This window comes from Pseudactinotalea sp., from assembly GCF_048594945.1.
Taxonomy (GTDB): Bacteria; Actinomycetota; Actinomycetes; order Actinomycetales; family Beutenbergiaceae; genus Pseudactinotalea.
This window is the reverse complement of the sequence record NZ_JBMDXJ010000296.1, coordinates 16,931-34,499: the sequence shown is the minus strand read 5'-3', so window position 1 is coordinate 34,499 and position 17,569 is coordinate 16,931. Positions and strand designations below refer to the sequence as shown.

At 69.2% G+C, this 17,569-nt stretch carries 20 protein-coding genes; 13 read left to right on the top strand and 7 right to left on the bottom strand.

Going from position 1 to position 17,569, the window contains the following annotated elements; genetic code table 11:
- Together ACOJSN_RS13080 and ACOJSN_RS13075 are read left to right on the top strand one after the other, a co-directional pair.
- Positions 1-909 (top strand): aminotransferase class III-fold pyridoxal phosphate-dependent enzyme (locus tag ACOJSN_RS13080; protein ID WP_420112937.1); only part of this gene is annotated, 909 nt, incomplete at its 5' end.
- A gap of 1 nt (position 910) precedes the next feature.
- On the top strand, positions 911-2,404 hold the full coding sequence (locus ACOJSN_RS13075; protein WP_420112936.1) for a CoA-acylating methylmalonate-semialdehyde dehydrogenase: 1,494 nt from the start codon (positions 911-913) through the stop codon (positions 2,402-2,404).
- A gap of 38 nt (positions 2,405-2,442) precedes the next feature.
- Here ACOJSN_RS13075 and ACOJSN_RS13070 read toward each other — a convergent pair whose 3' ends face one another.
- Positions 2,443-2,940, bottom strand: coding sequence for a winged helix-turn-helix transcriptional regulator (locus tag ACOJSN_RS13070; protein ID WP_420112935.1), 498 nt, complete (start codon positions 2,938-2,940; stop codon positions 2,443-2,445).
- 75 nt (positions 2,941-3,015) lie between these two features.
- Here ACOJSN_RS13070 and ACOJSN_RS13065 point away from each other — a divergent pair, with 75 nt between their 5' ends.
- Positions 3,016-3,606: a dihydrofolate reductase family protein gene (locus ACOJSN_RS13065; RefSeq protein ID WP_420112934.1), complete on the top strand. Its 591-nt coding sequence runs from the start codon at positions 3,016-3,018 to the stop codon at positions 3,604-3,606.
- On the opposite strand, the gene ACOJSN_RS13060 is transcribed toward ACOJSN_RS13065, so the two are convergent.
- The 5 genes from ACOJSN_RS13060 to ACOJSN_RS13040 form a co-directional block, all read right to left on the bottom strand.
- Positions 3,552-4,502, bottom strand: coding sequence for a dihydrodipicolinate synthase family protein (locus ACOJSN_RS13060; protein WP_420112933.1), 951 nt, complete (start codon positions 4,500-4,502; stop codon positions 3,552-3,554). The two genes, ACOJSN_RS13065 and ACOJSN_RS13060, sit on opposite strands and share 55 nt — an antisense overlap.
- An 11-nt stretch (positions 4,503-4,513) precedes the next feature.
- A complete protein-coding gene (locus tag ACOJSN_RS13055; protein ID WP_420112932.1) occupies positions 4,514-5,350 on the bottom strand; it encodes a carbohydrate ABC transporter permease in 837 nt (278 codons plus the stop codon).
- Positions 5,350-6,216, bottom strand: a complete 867-nt coding sequence (locus ACOJSN_RS13050; protein ID WP_420112931.1) for a carbohydrate ABC transporter permease — start codon at positions 6,214-6,216, stop codon at positions 5,350-5,352. Before ACOJSN_RS13050 ends, ACOJSN_RS13055 begins: the two co-directional genes overlap by 1 nt.
- Before the next feature lie 92 nt (positions 6,217-6,308).
- A complete protein-coding gene (locus tag ACOJSN_RS13045) occupies positions 6,309-7,619 on the bottom strand; it encodes an ABC transporter substrate-binding protein (RefSeq protein ID WP_420112930.1) in 1,311 nt (436 codons plus the stop codon).
- Positions 7,620-7,702: 83 nt separating this feature from the next.
- Entirely contained in the window at positions 7,703-8,692 is a 990-nt protein-coding gene (locus ACOJSN_RS13040) for a LacI family DNA-binding transcriptional regulator (protein ID WP_420112929.1), read from the bottom strand.
- A gap of 162 nt (positions 8,693-8,854) precedes the next feature.
- Here ACOJSN_RS13040 and ACOJSN_RS13035 point away from each other — a divergent pair, with 162 nt between their 5' ends.
- From ACOJSN_RS13035 to ACOJSN_RS12990, 10 genes are all read left to right on the top strand, one after another.
- Positions 8,855-9,469 carry a dihydrofolate reductase family protein gene (locus tag ACOJSN_RS13035; RefSeq protein WP_420112928.1) on the top strand — a complete coding sequence of 205 codons (615 nt, stop codon included), beginning with the start codon at positions 8,855-8,857 and terminating at the stop codon, positions 9,467-9,469.
- The gene (locus ACOJSN_RS13030) at positions 9,466-10,230 is read left to right on the top strand and encodes an alpha/beta fold hydrolase (RefSeq protein ID WP_420112927.1); all 765 of its coding nucleotides are present in this window, start codon (positions 9,466-9,468) and stop codon (positions 10,228-10,230) included. Before ACOJSN_RS13035 ends, ACOJSN_RS13030 begins: the two co-directional genes overlap by 4 nt.
- 146 nt (positions 10,231-10,376) lie before the next feature.
- Positions 10,377-11,432, top strand: coding sequence for an NAD(P)-dependent alcohol dehydrogenase (locus ACOJSN_RS13025; RefSeq protein WP_420112926.1), 1,056 nt, complete (start codon positions 10,377-10,379; stop codon positions 11,430-11,432).
- Between the two features lie 139 nt (positions 11,433-11,571).
- Positions 11,572-13,044 carry a purine-cytosine permease family protein gene (locus tag ACOJSN_RS13020; RefSeq protein WP_420112925.1) on the top strand — a complete coding sequence of 491 codons (1,473 nt, stop codon included), beginning with the start codon at positions 11,572-11,574 and terminating at the stop codon, positions 13,042-13,044.
- Positions 13,041-13,568, top strand: coding sequence for a cysteine hydrolase family protein (locus tag ACOJSN_RS13015; RefSeq protein ID WP_420112924.1), 528 nt, complete (start codon positions 13,041-13,043; stop codon positions 13,566-13,568). The genes ACOJSN_RS13020 and ACOJSN_RS13015 overlap by 4 nt, the downstream gene beginning before the upstream one ends.
- Positions 13,569-13,716: 148 nt before the next feature.
- Positions 13,717-14,193 (top strand): SRPBCC family protein, encoded by a 477-nt coding sequence (locus tag ACOJSN_RS13010; RefSeq protein ID WP_420112923.1) that lies wholly within the window; start codon positions 13,717-13,719, stop codon positions 14,191-14,193.
- Positions 14,190-15,152 (top strand): EamA family transporter, encoded by a 963-nt coding sequence (locus tag ACOJSN_RS13005; RefSeq protein ID WP_420112922.1) that lies wholly within the window; start codon positions 14,190-14,192, stop codon positions 15,150-15,152. The genes ACOJSN_RS13010 and ACOJSN_RS13005 overlap by 4 nt, the downstream gene beginning before the upstream one ends.
- An 84-nt stretch (positions 15,153-15,236) precedes the next feature.
- The gene (locus ACOJSN_RS13000) at positions 15,237-15,584 is read left to right on the top strand and encodes an ArsR/SmtB family transcription factor (protein ID WP_420112921.1); all 348 of its coding nucleotides are present in this window, start codon (positions 15,237-15,239) and stop codon (positions 15,582-15,584) included.
- Positions 15,581-16,018 (top strand): SRPBCC family protein, encoded by a 438-nt coding sequence (locus ACOJSN_RS12995; protein ID WP_420112920.1) that lies wholly within the window; start codon positions 15,581-15,583, stop codon positions 16,016-16,018. The genes ACOJSN_RS13000 and ACOJSN_RS12995 overlap by 4 nt, the downstream gene beginning before the upstream one ends.
- Positions 16,015-16,509, top strand: a complete 495-nt coding sequence (locus tag ACOJSN_RS12990) for a pyridoxamine 5'-phosphate oxidase family protein (RefSeq protein ID WP_420112919.1) — start codon at positions 16,015-16,017, stop codon at positions 16,507-16,509. The genes ACOJSN_RS12995 and ACOJSN_RS12990 overlap by 4 nt, the downstream gene beginning before the upstream one ends.
- Here the strand turns inward: ACOJSN_RS12990 and ACOJSN_RS12985 are convergent.
- Complete coding sequence (locus tag ACOJSN_RS12985; RefSeq protein WP_420112939.1) at positions 16,506-17,522, bottom strand: LLM class flavin-dependent oxidoreductase; 1,017 nt, start codon at positions 17,520-17,522, stop codon at positions 16,506-16,508. The genes ACOJSN_RS12990 and ACOJSN_RS12985 overlap by 4 nt on opposite strands.
- Positions 17,523-17,569 lie beyond the last annotated feature (47 nt).

Genomic DNA, 17,569 nt, shown 5'->3' with positions numbered 1-17,569 from the left:
TCGCACTACCGCTCGTACCACGGCAACACGGGAGCGGCCATCGTCGCCACCGGCGACTGGCGCCGGATGCCGAACGAGTACTCGCGCGGACACGTCCACGTCTTCGGGCCGTACCTGTACCGCACCGAGTTCTGGGCCACCACCCCCGAGGAGGAGTGCGAGCGAGCGCTGCACCACCTGCGTCGCGTGGTGCAGGCCGAAGGACCCGACGACGTCGCCGCGATCCTGCTCGAGACCGTCCCCGGCACCGCGGGCATCATCCCGTCACCGCCCGGCTACCTCGAGGGCGCCCGCGCGATCGCCGACGAGTACGGGATCATGCTGATCCTCGACGAGGTGATGGCCGGGTTCGGCCGCACCGGCGAGTGGTTCGCGCTCGACAACTACGACGTGCGCCCCGACCTCATCACGTTCGCGAAGGGTGTCAACTCCGGCTACGTGCCGGTCGGTGGCGTGATCATCTCCGAGCCGATCACGAAGACCTTCGACGACCGCGTCTTTCCCGGCGGCCTCACCTACTCGGGCCACCCGCTCGCGGCGGCCTCGATCGTGGCGTCGCTGGACGCGATGGAGCACGAGGGCATCGTGGCCAATGCCAAGCAGATCGGGGCCGACGTGCTCGGCCCGGCGCTGGCCGATCTTGCCGAGAAGCACCCGGTGATCGGAGAGGCACGCGGGCTCGGGGTGTTCTGGGCGCTCGAGCTCGTGGCCGACCGCGACACGCGCGCACCGCTACCGGCGGCCGAGATCGCGTTCGCCAAGTCGGCGCTGCTGGAGCGCAACCTGATGCCCTTCACGGCCGACAACCGCATCCACGTGGTGCCGCCCTGCGTGGTCACCGCCGATGAAGTGGCGCAGGCGATCGCGATCTACGACGAGGTGCTGACCCTGCTGGACGAAAGGCTCTGACATGATCGAGACACTCGACCACTGGATCAACGGCGACGCCGACTCCGGCTCGGGCGACCGCAGCGGGCCGGTCTACGACCCGGCGAAGGGGATCGTCGCCAAACAGGTGCGGTTCGGCACCGCTGACGACGTGGACCGCGCCGTGCAGGCCGCGAGCGCTGCCTTCACGAGTTGGGGCAACGCCTCGATCGCCAAGCGGCAACAGGTGCTGTTCGCGTTCCGCGAGCTCCTCAACGCTCGCCGTGACGAGCTCGCCGCCATCCTGACGGCGGAGCACGGCAAGGTCCTCTCCGACGCCGCCGGCGAGATCGCGCGCGGGCTCGAGGTCGTCGAGTTCGCGTGCGGGATGCCGCACCTGTCCAAGGGGACGTACTCGCTCAACGCGAGCACCGACGTCGACGTCTTCACGGTGAAGGAACCGCTCGGCGTGGTGGGCATCATCAGCCCCTTCAACTTCCCGGCGATGGTGCCGCTGTGGTTCTTCCCGATCGCGATCGCGGCGGGCAACACGGTGGTGCTGAAGCCGAGTGAGAAGGATCCGACGGCGGCCAGCTGGATGGCTGGTCTGCTCAAAGAGGCTGGGCTGCCCGATGGCGTCTTCAACGTGGTCCACGGTGACAAGGAGGCCGTGGACGCGTTGCTCACCCATCCGGACGTGTCCGCGATCTCGTTCGTGGGGTCCACCCCGATCGCCAAGTACGTCTACGAGACCGCCACTCGTGAGGGCAAGCGGGTGCAGGCTCTCGGTGGTGCGAAGAACCACATGCTGGTGCTGCCGGATGCCGATCTCGACCTCGCGGCCGACGCCGCCGTCAACGCGGGCTTCGGCTCCGCAGGCGAGCGCTGCATGGCGATCTCGGTGCTGGTGGCGGTCGACCCGGTCGGCGATGAGCTGATCAGCAAGATCACCGAGCGGATGGGAACGCTGCGCACGGGCGACGGCCGCGGCAGCGCGGACATGGGCCCGCTGATCACACGCGAGCACCGCGACAAAGTGGCGGGCTACCTCGATGTGGCCGGCACCGACGGAGCCACCGTGGTGGTCGACGGCCGCGGGGTCGAGGCCGACGGCGAGACCGACGGGTTCTGGCTCGGTCCCTCGCTGGTGGACAAGGTGCCGACCTCGTCCACGGTGTACACCGACGAGATCTTCGGGCCGGTGCTGTCGGTGGTCCGCGTGGGCTCCTACGCCGAGGGTGTCGAGCTGATCAACTCGGTCCCCTACGGCAACGGCACCGCGATCTTCACCAACGACGGCGGCGCCGCCCGCCGCTTCATGCGTGAGATCCAGGTGGGCATGGTCGGCATCAATGTGCCGATCCCGGTGCCTGTCGCGTACCACTCGTTCGGCGGCTGGAAGGCGTCGATGTTCGGTGACGCGAAGGCGTACGGCCCCCACGGCGTGGAGTTCTTCACGCGCGACAAGACGATCACCAGCCGCTGGCTCGACCCGAGCCACGGCGGCCTCAACCTCGGGTTCCCGCAGAACGACTGAGCGGGCGCGTCGGCCTTCTCACCGGCAGGGACGGGCGCTCAGGCGTCGGCTCGTGCCGCCTCGGCGAGGTACGCCTCGGTGAGCTCGGCGAGAACGGAGCCTGCGCCGTCGGGCCGTTCGACGCCGAGATGGAGCTCACGGAGCTCGTCCATGAACCGCTCCCACAGCTCAGGACCACCGCGCTCGAGCAGTTCGGCACGGATCGAGAGCTCGCGCGAGACCGGGAGGTGCCGGCGACCCCAGCTGCCGAGCGCGGCCATCACGGGGACCAGCTGGATGCCTGGCTCGGCGAGGCTGTAGATCACCTTCTGCTTGTGGTGCGGGTCGGGGGCTCGGGTGATCAGCCCGGCCTCGACCAGGCGTTGCAGCCGGTCGGCGAGGATGTTCGAGGCGATGCCCTCCTCGGACCCGGTGAGCAGCTCGCGGAAGTAGCGGCGGTTCCCGAACGTCATGTCGCGGATCACCAGCAGGGACCACTTGTCGCCGATCACCTCGAGCGAGAGATTGATCGGGCATCCTGAGCGCTTCTCCGTCATACCGGTTGCATCATACAACCAGTATGGCTACGCTCGGTCCGGTTGCATATCGCAAGCAGTCTAAGGAGACGACACATGGCACTCATCTACTCCGCGACCGGCTCGCTCGATGGCTACATGGCCGAGACCGACGGCACCTTCGAGTTCGCGTACCCCGACGAGGAGTTGCACCTGTTCGTCAACGAGGTCTTCGGCAACGCGGGCACCCTGCTGATGGGCCGCCGCAGCTACGAGCTGATGGAGCCCTGGGACACCATGGACATCGAGAGCGCCGACCCGGCGGAAGCCGAGTTCGCACGGCAATGGCGGGAGACGGAGAAGGTCGTGTACTCGACCACGCTGCCCGAGGTCACCTTTCCCCACACGCGCCTCGAGCGCACGTTCGACCCCGCCGCCGTGGCCGAGCTGAAGGCCAACAGCGACCGCGACCTCATGATCGGCGGCGCCGAACTCGCCGGCGTCGCCTTCCGAGCCGGCCTCATCGACGAGGTCTGGACCTTCCTGGTGCCGACGACGATCGGGGCAGGTGCACCGATCTTCGCCGCCGGCACCCGAGTGCACCTCGAGCTCCTCGACCAGCACCGTTTCGGCAACGGCACGGTCGGCATGCACTACCGCGTCCGCGACGAGGCGCGCAGTCCCGGCAGCTCGAGTGAGGCGATGTAGTCGACGAGGTCACGCAGCGGCTGGCCCTCGTGCGGCCCGATCGACTCCGGCTTCCAGCGGCTCACGGGCAGCACGGGCAGGCCGGCGCGATGCGCCAGCAAGTACTTGGCGCTGGTCGGGTACCGGCTGTTGATCGCGTGCTCGGCCACGCTGAGCAGGCGCTGCGCACGTTCCACCTCCGGCGCCGGCGCAGCGGCCACGTTCGCGCACAGCCAGGCCACGACGTCGGGATAGATGTTCGCGGCGTACCCGGAGAACCCGTGGCCGCCGGCGCGCAGGGTGCTCACCAGCGAGGAGATCGCCGCGTTGTAGTGCTTCAGCGGTGTGCCGCGCGTCGCCTCGATGCGCGCGGTCATCACGTCCACGCGGTGGCTCGTGTCCTTGTAGAACACGAACCGGCCGGTCTCGGCCAGCCAGCGGACTGTCTCGAGCGTGAGCAGCCGCTTGTAGGGCACCGGGCACTCGTAGATCCCGAACGGCACATCCGGCACCCGCTCAAGCACGGTCTGCATCCGGCCGATCAGGACGTCGTCGGGCTCCTCGGGAGTCGCCAACGAGGAGGCGATCAGCACCACTCCAGCGGCTCCCGCCTCGACCAGGCCGGCCGCCGCCTCGGCGACCGACAGGCCCTCACCTGCGAGCGCCGAGGCGATCACCGGCGCACGACCGTCGGCAGCGTCCACGACCCGCCGCGTCAGCGCCACCCGCTCGGAGGGCGTGAGGTCGAACATCTCGCTCGAGAGCGCCACGGTGAAGATCCCCGCGGATCCCATCCGGATCAGCCAGTCGGCGTAGGCGTCGACCGCGTCCCAGTCGATCGAACGATCCTCACGGAACGGGGTGAGCATGACCGGCCAGGCGCCGTCGGGAAATCTATCCACTGTCACTTCCTTCATAGAGTCGGGCCTCAGCCCTTGAGCGATCCGCTGACGAGATCGAGATTCCAGTAGCGCTGCAAGAACAGGAACAGCGCGATGAGAGGCGTGATGGCGAGCAGGCAGCCCATGATCACGAAGTTGTAGACGTTCGTCTGATCGGTGCCCTGGTTCATCATCGAGTAGAAGCCGACCGTGAGCGGCATCAAGTCACGCCGCGTCACCATGATGAACGGCAGCAGGAAGTTGTTCCAGATGCCCACGAACTGCAGCAGGAACACCGTGATCAGCCCGGGCACCAGCATCGGCACGGCCAGGCTGCGGAACATCCGGAACTCGCCCGCGCCGTCGAGCCGCCCCGACTCCAGCACCTCGTCCGGGATCGCCGACATCGTGAAGACCCACGCGAGATAGATGCTGAACGGGCTGATCATCGTCGGCAGCAGGATCGACCAATAGGTTCCCGCCAAGCCGATCTGCGACATCAGCAGGTACTGCGGGATCGCCAGGATCACGCCGGGCACCAGCACGCCGAGCAACACGTAGCCCAGCACGAGCCGCTTGCCACGGAACTGGTACTTGCCGAGCGCGAAGCCCGCGAGCGCGGCGATCGCCGTGGCGCCCAGCGCGCCGCCGCCCGCGTAGATCAGGCTGTTCATGCTCCACGTCCAGAACGCACCGCCGGCGAAGCTGGTCAGACCCTGCACGTTCTCGGCGAAGCCGCCGGTGAAGCTGGGGATGAAGGACGGCGTGGTGAACAGCTCGGAGGACCGCTTGGTCGAGGCGGACAGCAGCCAGTAGACCGGGAACAGGCAGTACAGGGCGCCGAGCACGAGCACGGCGGTCGGGACCAGGCCACGCGCGCGCATCACGCACCACCTCGGCGTGCCCGCAGTCGGGCACCGGCGAACAGCAGCAGCGAGGCGAGCACGGTGGCCACCGTCATCACCATGGCGAGGGCAGAGGCTCCGTTGAGGTCGTTCGTGATGAACGCGTCGCGGTAGACCACCATCACCGGCACCCAGTCCGATCCGATCGCCGTGGAGAGCGTGACCATCGTGTTGGGTTCGCTGAAGACCTGCAGCGAACCGATGATGCTGAACATGCCGGTCAGCAGCAGACCCGGGACGATCAGCGGTGTCTTGATCCGGAGCGCGAGCTGGATCGAGTTGCAGCCATCGATCTTGGCGGCGTCGCCGAGCTCGGCCGGAACACCGCGCAGGGCGGTGTAGAGGATCACCGTGTTGAAGCCCACGGCACCCCAGATCGCAATGTTCGCGATCGAGCCCACGATCGAACCAGCGCCGAGGAAGTCGGGGCGCGGCAGACCCAGTGCGATCGCGAGGTCGTGGAACGGGCTGACGCCGGGCAGATACAGGAAGCCCCACATCAACGCCGCGATCACGCCTGGCACCGCGTACGGGATGAAGATCCCGATCCGCGTGGCGCGCCGCAGCTTGGTGGTCTCGTTGTCCAGCATCAGCGCGAACAGCCAGGCCAGCACCATCGTGATCGGCACGAAGATCACGGCGAACAGCAGCATCCGACCGACCGAGGGCAGCAGGTCGGCTCGCTGCAGCACGCGCACGTAGTTGTCGAGCCCGACGAACACCTCCTCGGCGACTCCGAGCCCGCCACCGCTGACGCGGCGCCCGTGCAGGCTCACCCACAGGGCGTACCCGAGCGGAACGGTGAGGAAGCAGGTGATCATCGCCAATGCCGGGGTGAGGAACACCCAGGGCGCCGCAGCGTGCCCGCCCAGGCGACGCCGTCGAGAAGTCGATCGACGAACCTCACCCGGCGCTGTCACAGACACCATGAGCCGCGTCAGTCGACCTGGTAGCCGAGCGACGTCATCTCGGCGACGACGTTCTCCTGCACCATCGTGAGCGCACCGGAGAAGCTCGATCCTGCTGCCACGGCGTCGCTCATCGCGTTGTTGAACGAGTCGAACCCGGACGCCACGTTGGGGCCCCAGGTCACCGGGACCGTGTACTCGTCCACCCGGGCGGCGAGGTCGTAGAAGTCAGCCTGGTCGGGCAGGAGCGCGGGCGGGCTCTGCAGCGCGTCGATCTCGCGCCCCTCGAGCGCGGCCGGCCAGATGCTCGCGTTCTCGATGTAGGCGGCGATGGCCTCCTGCGAGGTGTTCAGCCAGAGCGCGAACTCACGCGCCTGCTCGGGGTGCTCGGTCTGGGTCGTGACCACGGTTCCCGAGCCACCCATCACCCCGGCGGCCGGCGCCGCGGGGTCCCATTGCGGAATCTCGACGGCGGCCCACAGGCCCTCGGTATCGGGTGCGTTCTGCGCGATCAGGGGCGGCGACCAGACCGCCCCGAGCCAGCTCACGAGCGTGCCGTCAGCCACCGCCGCCTGCCACTCGGGCGTATTGGTCTTCATCGTGGCGACGACGCCCTCATCGACCAGGCCCTGCCAGTAGTCGGCGACCTTGACGCTCGCCTCACCATCGATGTCGACGCTCCACTGCTCGCCGTCGCTGGACCACCACTGGGCTCCGGCTTGCTGGGCGAGCGCGGCGAAGAGCGAGCCGTCGTTGGCGGGGAAGGTCGACAGGTACGTGTCGGGGTCGTTCTCGTGGATCACCCGCGCCGCGTCGGCGTACTCCTCCCACGTGGCGGGCGGCTCGAGGCCGAGATCGGCGAAGACATCGGTCCGGTAGAACAGCATCTGCGGCGAGGTTCCCTGCGGGACCGCGTAGTTGACGCCGTCGAACGTGGTGAGGTTCCACGCCGGCGCGGCGGTGGCATCCTGGCGGTCCCCCATGACGTCGGTGACGTCGTCGGCGATGCCGTTGACCACGAGCGTGGGCAGGTTGTCGTAGGTGATGTTGGACAGGTCGGGCAGATTGCCGGCCTCGTTCGCTGCCAACAGCTTGGCAGTGATCTCAGCACCGCCGGCGGAGGTGTTGACCTCGACCTGGATGTCGGGGTTGGCCTCGTTCCAGATCGAGACCACGGCCTCGATGTTCGGCGCCCACGACCAGTACTCGAGGACCACGGGCGAGTCCGGGTCGGAGCCGGGGCCGCCGGCGCTGTTCGAGCAGGCGACGATCGAGAGCGCGACGCCTGCCGCGAGGACTGCGGCGGCGGCGGAGCGGCGTTGCGAGGAAGTTCTGGACATCGAGGCACTCCTTCGTGGCTTCAAAACGTTACCGGTAACGTTTCGCGAGGAGTCTAAGCAGAAGCGCCGCCGGAACGCAACGTTCAGGCGCTGACGGGACCGGTGGACCGGCGTGCCACGAGCACCGGCTCGGGGTACACGCCGTCGTGATCGCGCACCTCGATCGAGGCGATCAGCCGCTCGGCGCTCACCCGCCCGAGGAGCTCGAACTCCTGCCGCACGGTGGTCAATGGCGGGTGGGTGTACCCCGACATCGGCAGGTCGTCGAAGCCCACGAGACTGACGTCCTGGGGCACCCGCACGCCCAGTTCGTGCATCCGGAGCAGTGCACCCATCGCCACACGATCGTTCGCAGCGAAGAGCGCCGTGATGCCGCTGCCGAGCAGCCGCTCAGCGTTCTGGTACCCCGACTCGAAGTCCCAGTCCCCGGCCCACACCACGGGGCGCACGCCGGCGTGTGCGGCCCAGTCCTCGTACTCCGCGAGCCGCCAGCGCGCGGCGGTCCACTCCTGCGGCCCCGCCAGGTGCGCCACACGCGTGTGCCCCAGCTCGGCGAGGTGCTCGAGCGCGAGCCGGGCGCCGAGTCGCTGCCGATCCTCGACGTCGTCGCCCCCTTCGATCACGATCGGAACATCCACATCCAGCTCAGCCAAGGCCTCGGCGATGCCGACCGTGGGCGAGGTGATCAGCAACCCTTCGGCCCCTTGTCGCACCAGCGCCTCGACCCCGCCGCGCAGCATGCTGGGGTCGAGTGGATCGAGGCCCATCACCTCGACGACGTAGCCGAGCTCGCGAGCCGCGTCGCTCGCGCCCTGCAGCACCCTGCCGGGGTTGTGCCCGGCGATCTCGAACCCGAGTGCGCCCAGCCGGAAGGTGCGGTTGGTGGCGAGGGATCTCGCAGCCATGTTCGGCCGGTACTGGAGCTCTTCGAGCGCCGCGACGACCTTGACCCTGTTGTACGGGCGGATACCGCCGTCGCCGTTGAGGAAGCGGGCGACGGTCTGGTGGCTGACGCCGGCGCGGCGTGCGACGTCGTAGATCGTCGCTTGCCGCTTGCTGCCGCCCTGAGTCATCTCACCCTCTTCGCTCCCGGCGAGCTCCTGAGCCAGGTCGAGGTCAACTTATCTGGGATGGAGGGCTAGACGTCGGTCGAGCGACCCCTAGACAACTGGTTGCGTTTTGCAATCAGTGGGGTTAGAGTCGCGTTCGTTCCGTTCGAGTCGAAGGAGACAGCCATGTCCGTCGTCGTCGCCACCATGTCCATCTCGCTCGACAACATCGGGACGGGCCACAACCAGACCGAGGAACGCCCCTTCGGCGATGTCCCCGAGGGCGCACTGCACCGCTGGATGTTCGACACCCCCGAGGAGAACCAGCCGGAGATCGACGCGATCCTCGGCGCCGGTGCCTACATCATGGGCCGCAACATGGTCGGCCCGGTCCGTGGCGAGTGGGACCGTGACTGGCGCGGCTGGTGGGGGCCAGAACCGCCGTACCACGCGCCGGTCTTCGTGCTCACGCACTACCCGCATGAGCCGATCGAGATGGAAGGCGGCACCACCTTCCACTTCGTCACCGATGGCATCCACGCCGCCCTCGATCGCGCCCGCGAGGCGGCGGGCGAGAAGAACATCCACGTCGCGGGTGGACCGAGCACCACCAACGCCTACCTCGCCGCCGGGCTCATCGACGAACTCGCACTGCAGATCTCTCCCGTGGTGCTAGGCGAAGGAATTCGACTGCTCGACGGCGTTGGCCACCTCGACCTGGAACCGATCGCCGTGCGCGGGGCCTCGTTGACGACGCACGCCCGGTACCGCGTGCACTACCCGAGTCAGGCCGGCGAATGAGCGAACGCACGCTGGCGTACACCGACATTGGATCGGGGCCGCCGGTGCTCGCGCTGCACGGTGCTTACTCGGCGGGTGCCGAGATCCACGCGTTTCTCGACCCGGTGCTGCCGGGTCACCGGCGCATCTACCCCGACCTGCCGGGGCACGGCGACTCGGCCACCGCTCGCGTGGACTCGGCCGCCGGCGCGGTGGCCGCCCTGCTGGAGCTCCTCGATCATGCCGTCGGTGACGAACCGGTCCTGGTGGTCGGACACTCGTTCGGCGCCCACCTCGCGCGCGGCCTCGCGGCGCAGCGGCCGGAGCAGGTGCGCGGACTCGCGCTGATCTGCCCGATGGTGCCCGACGACATGCACGCCGAGGACGCGGTGATCGTCGAGGACGACGGCTCCGCCACCACCCTGCCACCGGAGCAGGCCGACACGTTCACCGGGTACTTCGTGGTGCGCACTGCGGCGACACTCGCCCGCTACCGCTCGGCGGTGCTGCCGGTGCTCGACACCTGGGAGGATGCCGCCGTCGAGCGGATGATGACCAACGATGCCCTCGATATGACGCAGAGCTACGGGCACCCGGTACTGATCATGACCGGGCGGCAGGATGCCTGGGTCGGGTACCGCCAGCACGCCGGCCTGCTCGAGGCCTACCCGCGCGCCACGTCGCTCGTGCTGGCTGACGCCGGCCACGCACTCCCCCACGAGCGCCCCGAGGCGTTCGCCTCCGCCCTGCAGCTCTGGCTGAGGGAGGCAACTCAGCGGTGAGCTGGAAGCGCCGCGCCGGCGAGGGTTGCAGAAGTGTCCACTCGGGCGGGTGCCACACCGCCCTGCGACCTAGGCCGTAGCAGAAGTGACCACCCGGGCGGATTCCGCACCGCCGAGCGTCGGCCCGCGGGGCCTAGGCTCGCGCCATGCCTTCATCCCCTGAGGTCCTCGCCACGATGCGGGCCGCGTTCCTCGATGCTCCGCAGCAGATCGACATCCGCGACACCCCCACCCCGCAGCCCGGTCCGCACGAGGTGCTCGTGCGCCCGACGTCGGTCGGCCTGTGCGGCTCCGACGTGCACTTCTGGGAGCACGGGCGAGTGGGCGACCTGGTGGTGGAGCAGCCACTGATCCTCGGACACGAGGTGGCGGGCGTGATCGCCGCGGTCGGCGAGGGCGTGGACCCGGCGCGGATCGCGGAGCGTGTGGCCGTGGACCCGCAGCGCCCGTGCCGCCGCTGCGGCTACTGCCTCGGCGGGCAGTACAACCTGTGCCGCGACGTCGAGTTCCCCTCCGCTCCCCCGGTGCACGGCGCATTCGCCGAGTACATCGCGGTGCCGGCCGACTTCGCGTTCGCGCTCCCGGACGAGATGTCCGACGACGAAGCAGCCCTCCTCGAGCCGCTCAGCGTCGGCATCGCCGCAGTTCGTAAGGCCGGAGTGGTGCCCGGCTCGCGCGTGCTCGTCACCGGCGCGGGCCCGATCGGGATCCTGACGGCGGCCGCCGCCGCCGCGTTCGGCGCCACCGAGGTGGTGGTATCCGACCCGCTCGAGACCCGTCGCGAGGTCGCGCTCGCACACGGCGCCACCGCGGCCATCGACCCCACCGCTGAGCAGATCCCTGAGGAGCACTTCCACGCCCTGGTCGACGCCTCCGGCGCACCGCGGGCGATCGACGCCGGCATCCGCGCCCTGCGCGCTGGCGGCACCGCGGTCATGGTCGGCATGGGCTCGGACCGCATCGACCTCGACCTGTTCCGCGTGCAGAGCCGCGAGCTGCGGATCGAGGGCCTGTTCCGCTACGTCGACACCTGGCCGGTCGCGATCGACCTGGTGAGCACAGGGCGAATCAGCGTGGCCGACCTGGTGAGCGCCGCCGTCGGCCTCGACGATCTCAACTCAGCCATGCGTCGCAACGGCGACCCCGACGTCATGAAGATCGTGGTGAGGATCCAGCCTCGGGATTCACGCCCGTTGGGGTGAAATCCCGAGGCTAGTTGGTGTACATGAATGGACAGCGACGTACAGATGTGTGCAGGCGCCCGGCACCGCCTTCGAACCCGCTGACGCCATCCACCTCGCCAAGGTGGCCGGGTTGTGCCACGCTCCGACCATGGCAGACATGACGTCTGGACCCGTGGCGAGCACCGCCGTCGAGCAGGACACCCGCATCGAGACCACCGGCATCGAGATCGTCACGCCGGACAAACGGACCGCGAAGCCGCGTGATCTGTTCTGGCCGTGGTTCGCCGCGAACATCTCGGTGTTCGGCATCAGCTACGCGAGCTTCGTGTATGGGTTCGGCGTCAGCTTCGGACAGGCCGCGATCGTCACGGTCATCGGGATCACGCTGAGCTTCCTCACGTGCGGTGTGATCGCGCTGGCTGGCAAACGAGGCTCGGCACCGACGATGATCCTCTCGCGCGCGCCGTTCGGCGTGCGCGGGCAGAAGGTGCCGGGAGTGTTCTCGTACCTGATCTCGATGGGCTGGGAGACGTTCCTCGCGATCATGGCGGTGCTTGCGACCGCCACGATCTTCACTCGCCTCGGATGGGGCGGCGGAACCGGCACCAAGGTGGTCGCGATGCTCGTGGTCGCGGCGCTGATCGTGAGCGCCTCGGTGGCCGGGTACCACCTGATCATGAAGCTGCAGTCGGTCCTCACCTGGGTGACTGGCGCCGTCACGGTCGCGTACATCGTGCTCACGGTCGGCGAGATCGACCTGTCGGCCGCCGCCCAGCTCCCCTCCGGTTCCGCGCAGTCGATGATCGGCGCGCTCGTGATGGTGCTGACCGGCTTCGGGCTCGGGTGGGTCAACATCGCCGCCGACTGGTCCCGCTACCAGCGCCGCGACGCCAGCGGTGGTGCGATCGTTTTCTGGAACACCTTTGGCGGCGCGATCGCCCCGATCGTGCTCGTGGTCTACGGACTCGCCCTGATCGGTACTCGCCCCGATCTCATGGCTGGCATCGAAGTCGACCCCATCGGCACGCTCGCCACGCTGCTGCCCACGTGGTTCTTGGTGCCGTTCCTCATCGCGGCCGTGCTCGCGCTGGTCAGCGGCGCCGTGCTCGGCATCTACTCCTCGGGCCTGACGCTGCTCAGCCTGGGGTTGAAGGTGAAGCGCCCGGTGGCTGCCGGCATCGACGGCACGATCCTGACGATCGGCGCGATCTGGGTGGTGTTCTTCGCCGAGGACTTCCTGGGACCGTTCCAGTCCTTCCTGATCACGCTCGGTGTGCCGATCGCCGCGTGGGCGGGCATCGCGATGGCCGATGTCGTGCTACGACGCAAGGACTACGACGAGCAGGCGCTCTTCGACGCAACCGGCCGCTACGGCCGCTGGAACTGGTCCTCGATCGTGCTGATGGCGGTCGCCTCCGTGGTCGGCTGGGGCCTGGTCATCAACAACTTCGCCGCCGAGGCCGCCTGGAACAACTGGCAGGGCTACCTGCTCGGGCCGCTCGGCCTCGGCGGTCGCGACGGCGACTGGGCCTGGGCGAACCTCGGCGTGCTGTTCGCACTCGTCATCGGGTTCGTCGGCTATGTGCTGCTGCAGCGCGGCGCTGTGCGGCGGCAGGAGTCGGGCTCGTGAGCGAGGCGCCATGGCTGGTGGTCGTGGACCACCAGCGCGTGTTCGCCGACCCCACCTCGGACTGGGGGTCGCCGATGTTCGCCGACACCGTGCCCGTGGTCGCCGATCTCGCCCGCGAGCACCGCGACCGTGTGATCACCACCCGCTGGGTCCCCGCCCCCGACGCCGACCGTGTGGGCTCGTGGGTGGACTACTTCCAGGCGTGGCCGTTCGCGGACAAGCCCGCGGGTGACCCGATGTTCGATCTCGTGCCCTCTGCGGTCGAGCTCGGCGGCCGGGTGCTCACCCGACCGACCTTCGGCAAGTGGTCTCGCGACCTCGAGGCGATCACCGGCCCCGGGCCGTCGATCACGCTGGTCGGGGTCTCAACCGACTGTTGTGTGATCTCGACTGCTCTCGCCGCCGCCGACGGCGGAGCGAAGGTTCGCGTGATCGCCGCCGGATGCGCGGGGTCGAGTCCCGAGGCGCATGAGCAAGCACTCGCGGTGATGCGACTGTACGCGCCGCAGATCGAGGTCGTCTGAGTTGCGGAGAGTCGTGCCGCAGGCGTGAGTGCGCACATCCACGGTGAGCGCGCACCGAGTGCCGTACGCACTCACCTGCGTAGTGCGCACTCAGCGGGTCAGGGCAGACGGTCCGGGCGACCCAGCCAGACTCGGATAGCGTGGCTCCGTGCCGATCGTCGAGTCCTCGACCGTGGTCCCAGTGGACCCGGCGACGGCGTTCGCGGTGTCCCAGACGACCGGCCCCACGCGGCTGCGCTGGGATCCCTTCATCCGCCGCCAGCACTTCCTCGATGGTGCCGCAGCGCCCGACAAGGGCGTCCGCACCTTCACCAAGCACAGCTCAGGCATGACCATGGTGAGTGAGTACGTCTCCTACGCTCCGCCGTCGAACGTGGGCATGAAGATGGTGACGGGGCCGTGGTTCTTCACCAGCATGGCGGGCGGCTGGCGGTTCAAGGCGACCGAGGGCGGCACTCTCGCCACCTGGAAGTACAACTTCTCGTGCCGTCCCGCGTGGCTGGCGCCGCTCGCCGAGCGCATCGGCGCCTGGGTGCTGCAGCGTGAGATCGACCGCCGGATCGCCGGCTTCGCGCGCGGCTGCGCCGACCCGCAGGTACTCGCCGACGTGCGACCCACGACGTGACGCGCACCCGCAAGACCGGCCTCGGGCTCACGCTCGCGCTGGTCTCGGCACTCGTGTTCGGCACGTCCGGCGCATTCGCCAAGGGACTGCTGGATGCCGGCTGGACGCCCGCGGCCGCCGTCACCGCGCGCGCGATCATCGCAGCACTACTGCTGGCGATCCCCGCTGCAGTCGCCCTGCGGGGACGCTGGCGGCTGCTGGTGACCGGTTGGCGCACGGTGCTGCTGTTCGGCGTGGTCGCGGTGGGCGTCACGCAGCTCGCGTACTTCCAGGCGGTGCAGTACGTGTCGGTGGGCGTGGCCCTGCTGCTGGAGTACCTCGGCGTGCTGCTGGTGGTGCTGTGGTTGTGGGCTCGGCACGGGCAACGGCCCCGGCCGCTGACCATCGTGGGCGGCGTGGTCGCGCTGATCGGTCTGGTCGGCGTGCTCGACGTCGTCTCGGGAGCCACCATCAATCCGCTCGGTGTGATCTGGGGGCTGATCGCCGCCGTCGGCCTCGCGACGTACTTCGTGGTCTCCGCCGACGATCGCACGCCGATCCCGCCGGTCGCGCTCGCGGCGGCCGGCATGCTGACCGGCGCGATCACGCTCGGCCTGGTCGGCGCGCTCCGGATCCTCCCGATGCGGGTCACCACCGAAGATGTGCTGCTCGCGGGTCGCGCCGTGCCTTGGTGGGCCCTGGTCCTCGCCCTCGGTCTGATCTCGACGGCGATCGCCTACAGCACCGGCATCGGCGCCGCGCGCGCGCTCGGCTCCAAGGTGGCCTCCTTCGTGGGCCTGACGGAGGTGCTGTTCGCGGTGCTGATCGCCTGGCTGCTGCTGGGTCAGCTGCCGCGCCCGCTGCAGCTGGTGGGCGGCGCACTGATCCTCGTGGGTGTGGTGGCCGTCAAGGCCGACGAACGCTCCCGGGTGAGCAAGGTCGCCGTGGAGCCCGAGCCACCGATCGCCGATCCGGCCTGACGTCCGCTCGTCGAGGGGTTGACGGGGCCACCTCAGGTGTGTAAGCATCCACTTACGTAAGAGAGTGCTTACCCAGGAGGAGCGATGGCGGTGGCGACGGACGCATTGAGCCGCACCTTCGCCGCGCTCGCCGACCCCACGCGGCGCGACATCCTGCGACGCCTGGAGTCGGGGGCGCTGTCGGTGACCGAGCTGGCAGCCCCGTACCGGATGAGCCGACCGGCGGTCTCGCAGCACGTCACCGTGCTCGAGGAGGCCGGCCTCATCACCCGCTCGGCCTCCGCGCAATACCGCCCGTGCCACCTCCACCCGGAGGGCATGGAGGAGGCGTCGGTCTGGATCGCCCAGCACAGCGCCGCCTGGGGACAACGCTTCGACCGACTCGATGAGCACCTGCGCCGCACGGCGCCGGGAGAGGAGAGGAACGCATGACCGCCAAGGAGTTCACGATCGTCCGTGAGTTCGATGCCGCACCCGACCGGGTGTGGGCTGCCTGGGTGGACCCCGACCAGCTGGCCCGATGGCTGCCCGACGGCGTCAGCACCCCACGCGAGAGCGTCACCATCGATCTTCGCGTGGGCGGCAGGTACACCTACACGATGGTCAACAACGAGACCGGCGACACCTACCCCACGGGCGGCGAGTACATCGAGATCGATGAGCCGCACCATCTGATGATGAGCTGGGGCCACCCCGGCGACAGCCTCGAGGACGCGATGCGCATCACGCTCGACCTGGAGCCGCTCGCCGAGCGCACTCGCATGACGTTCCGCCTGCAGGGCGCCGCGGGCGCCTCCGGCGATGGCTTCATCTACGACGGCTGGGACCAGGCCCTCACCAGCCTCGAGACCTGGGTGCGGTCATGACCCCCGAGCAGGTGCTGAGCCTGATCAACGACGACCCGTTCGCGCAACGGCTGCTGGCCTCGCCCATCCCGGCGCGCCTGGCGTACATCGCCACCGACGGCACACCCCGCGCCATCCCCATCGGGTACCACTTCAGCGGCACCACGTTCGTGATGGCCACCGCGGAAGGCGCCCCGAAGATCGAGGCGCTGCGGCAGAACCCGGCGGTCGCGCTCACCATCGACACCGACACCCAGCCGCCCGTGGTGCTGCTCGTGCGCGGCACGGTCACCGTGGAGATGGTCGACGGCGTGGTGCCCGAGTATCTCGAGGGCGCTCGCCGTTCGTTCCAAGGAGAGGCGTTCGAGTCCTTCCGTGAGCAGGTCACCGCCCTCTACGACCGGATGGCCAAGATCACGCTGACGCCCACCTGGGCCAAGGTGCTCGACTTCGAGACCCGCGCGCCCGAGATGGTCGAACGCCTCGCCCGCGCCAAGGGCCTCGGCGGCTAGAGCGCGGCTCGCACCGCCGGTGCCACCTCGCGGCCGTAGAGCTCGAGGCACGAGGTGATCAGCTCGTGCGGAAGGGTGCCCGCGCTGTACTTGAGGTCGAAGCGGGACAGCTTCAGCGCCGTCGCGGTTCGGATGATCTTGGCGGACACGGTCTCGGGCGAACCAACGAACAGGGCGCCCTCGCGCACCTCGGCCTCGAACGCCTCGCGCGTGAGCGGCGGCCAGCCGCGCTCACGCCCGATCCGGGCGGCCATGGCCGCATAGTGCGGGAAGTATTCGTCCCGCGCCTGCTCGTCGGTGGCGGCGACGTGGCCGGGCGCGTGCACACCCACGGGCTGCAGCTCGCGCCCGTACTCGGCCAGCGCATCGGCGTACAGCTCCGCGAACGGCGCGAACCCCTCCGGGGCGCCGCCGATGATCGCCAGCATCAGCGGGAGCCCGTAGCTTGCGGCGCGCACCACCGACTCCGGGCTGCCGCCCACCCCGATCCAGGTGCGCAGCGAGCCGCTCGCGGTCTGCGGGTACACCGTCACGTTCTCCAGTGGGGGGCGGGTCGCGCCTGCCCATCTGACCGGCCCCTCCTTGAGCAGCGCAGCGAACAAGTCGAGCTTGGCGGTGAACAGCTCCTCGTAGTCGGCCAGGTCGTACCCGAACAGCGGGAACGACTCGGTGAACGAGCCGCGCCCCAAGGTCACCTCGGCGCGGCCGTTCGAGATCGCGTCGAGCGTGGCGAAGCGCTGGAACACCCGGATCGGGTCGTCTGAAGAGAGCACGGTCACCGAGGACCCGAGCCGGATCCGCTCGGTGCGCGCCGCGACCGCGGTGAGCACCACGTCAGGGGCGGACACCGCGAAGTCCTCACGGTGGTGCTCCCCCACCCCGAAGAAGTCAAGCCCCACCTCGTCGGCTAGCACGCCCTGCGCCACGACGTCCCGGATCACCTGGTGGTGCGGGACGAGCAGCCCGTCCGCATCGACCGTGACGTCTCCGAACGTGTCCACTCCCAGCTCGATCACCGCACCAGCGTAGGCAGGTCTGCCCTGTCCCTGGCGGTGACCGC

What these genes read in the sequence shown, in the direction of transcription:
- ACOJSN_RS13060 (WP_420112933.1), bottom strand. Translation starts at nt 4,502, where the DNA reads ATGAAGGAAGTGACAGTGGATAGATTTCCCGACGGCGCCTGGCCGGTC.
- ACOJSN_RS13030 (WP_420112927.1), top strand. Translation starts at nt 9,466, where the DNA reads ATGAGCGAACGCACGCTGGCGTACACCGACATTGGATCGGGGCCGCCG.
- ACOJSN_RS12995 (WP_420112920.1), top strand. Translation starts at nt 15,581, where the DNA reads ATGACCGCCAAGGAGTTCACGATCGTCCGTGAGTTCGATGCCGCACCC.
- ACOJSN_RS13065 (WP_420112934.1), top strand. Translation starts at nt 3,016, where the DNA reads ATGGCACTCATCTACTCCGCGACCGGCTCGCTCGATGGCTACATGGCC.
- ACOJSN_RS13045 (WP_420112930.1), bottom strand. Translation starts at nt 7,619, where the DNA reads ATGTCCAGAACTTCCTCGCAACGCCGCTCCGCCGCCGCCGCAGTCCTC.
- ACOJSN_RS12990 (WP_420112919.1), top strand. Translation starts at nt 16,015, where the DNA reads ATGACCCCCGAGCAGGTGCTGAGCCTGATCAACGACGACCCGTTCGCG.
- ACOJSN_RS13055 (WP_420112932.1), bottom strand. Translation starts at nt 5,350, where the DNA reads ATGCGCGCGCGTGGCCTGGTCCCGACCGCCGTGCTCGTGCTCGGCGCC.
- ACOJSN_RS13020 (WP_420112925.1), top strand. Translation starts at nt 11,572, where the DNA reads ATGACGTCTGGACCCGTGGCGAGCACCGCCGTCGAGCAGGACACCCGC.
- ACOJSN_RS13075 (WP_420112936.1), top strand. Translation starts at nt 911, where the DNA reads ATGATCGAGACACTCGACCACTGGATCAACGGCGACGCCGACTCCGGC.
- ACOJSN_RS13040 (WP_420112929.1), bottom strand. Translation starts at nt 8,692, where the DNA reads ATGACTCAGGGCGGCAGCAAGCGGCAAGCGACGATCTACGACGTCGCA.
- ACOJSN_RS13035 (WP_420112928.1), top strand. Translation starts at nt 8,855, where the DNA reads ATGTCCGTCGTCGTCGCCACCATGTCCATCTCGCTCGACAACATCGGG.
- ACOJSN_RS13025 (WP_420112926.1), top strand. Translation starts at nt 10,377, where the DNA reads ATGCCTTCATCCCCTGAGGTCCTCGCCACGATGCGGGCCGCGTTCCTC.
- ACOJSN_RS13000 (WP_420112921.1), top strand. Translation starts at nt 15,237, where the DNA reads ATGGCGGTGGCGACGGACGCATTGAGCCGCACCTTCGCCGCGCTCGCC.
- ACOJSN_RS13070 (WP_420112935.1), bottom strand. Translation starts at nt 2,940, where the DNA reads ATGACGGAGAAGCGCTCAGGATGCCCGATCAATCTCTCGCTCGAGGTG.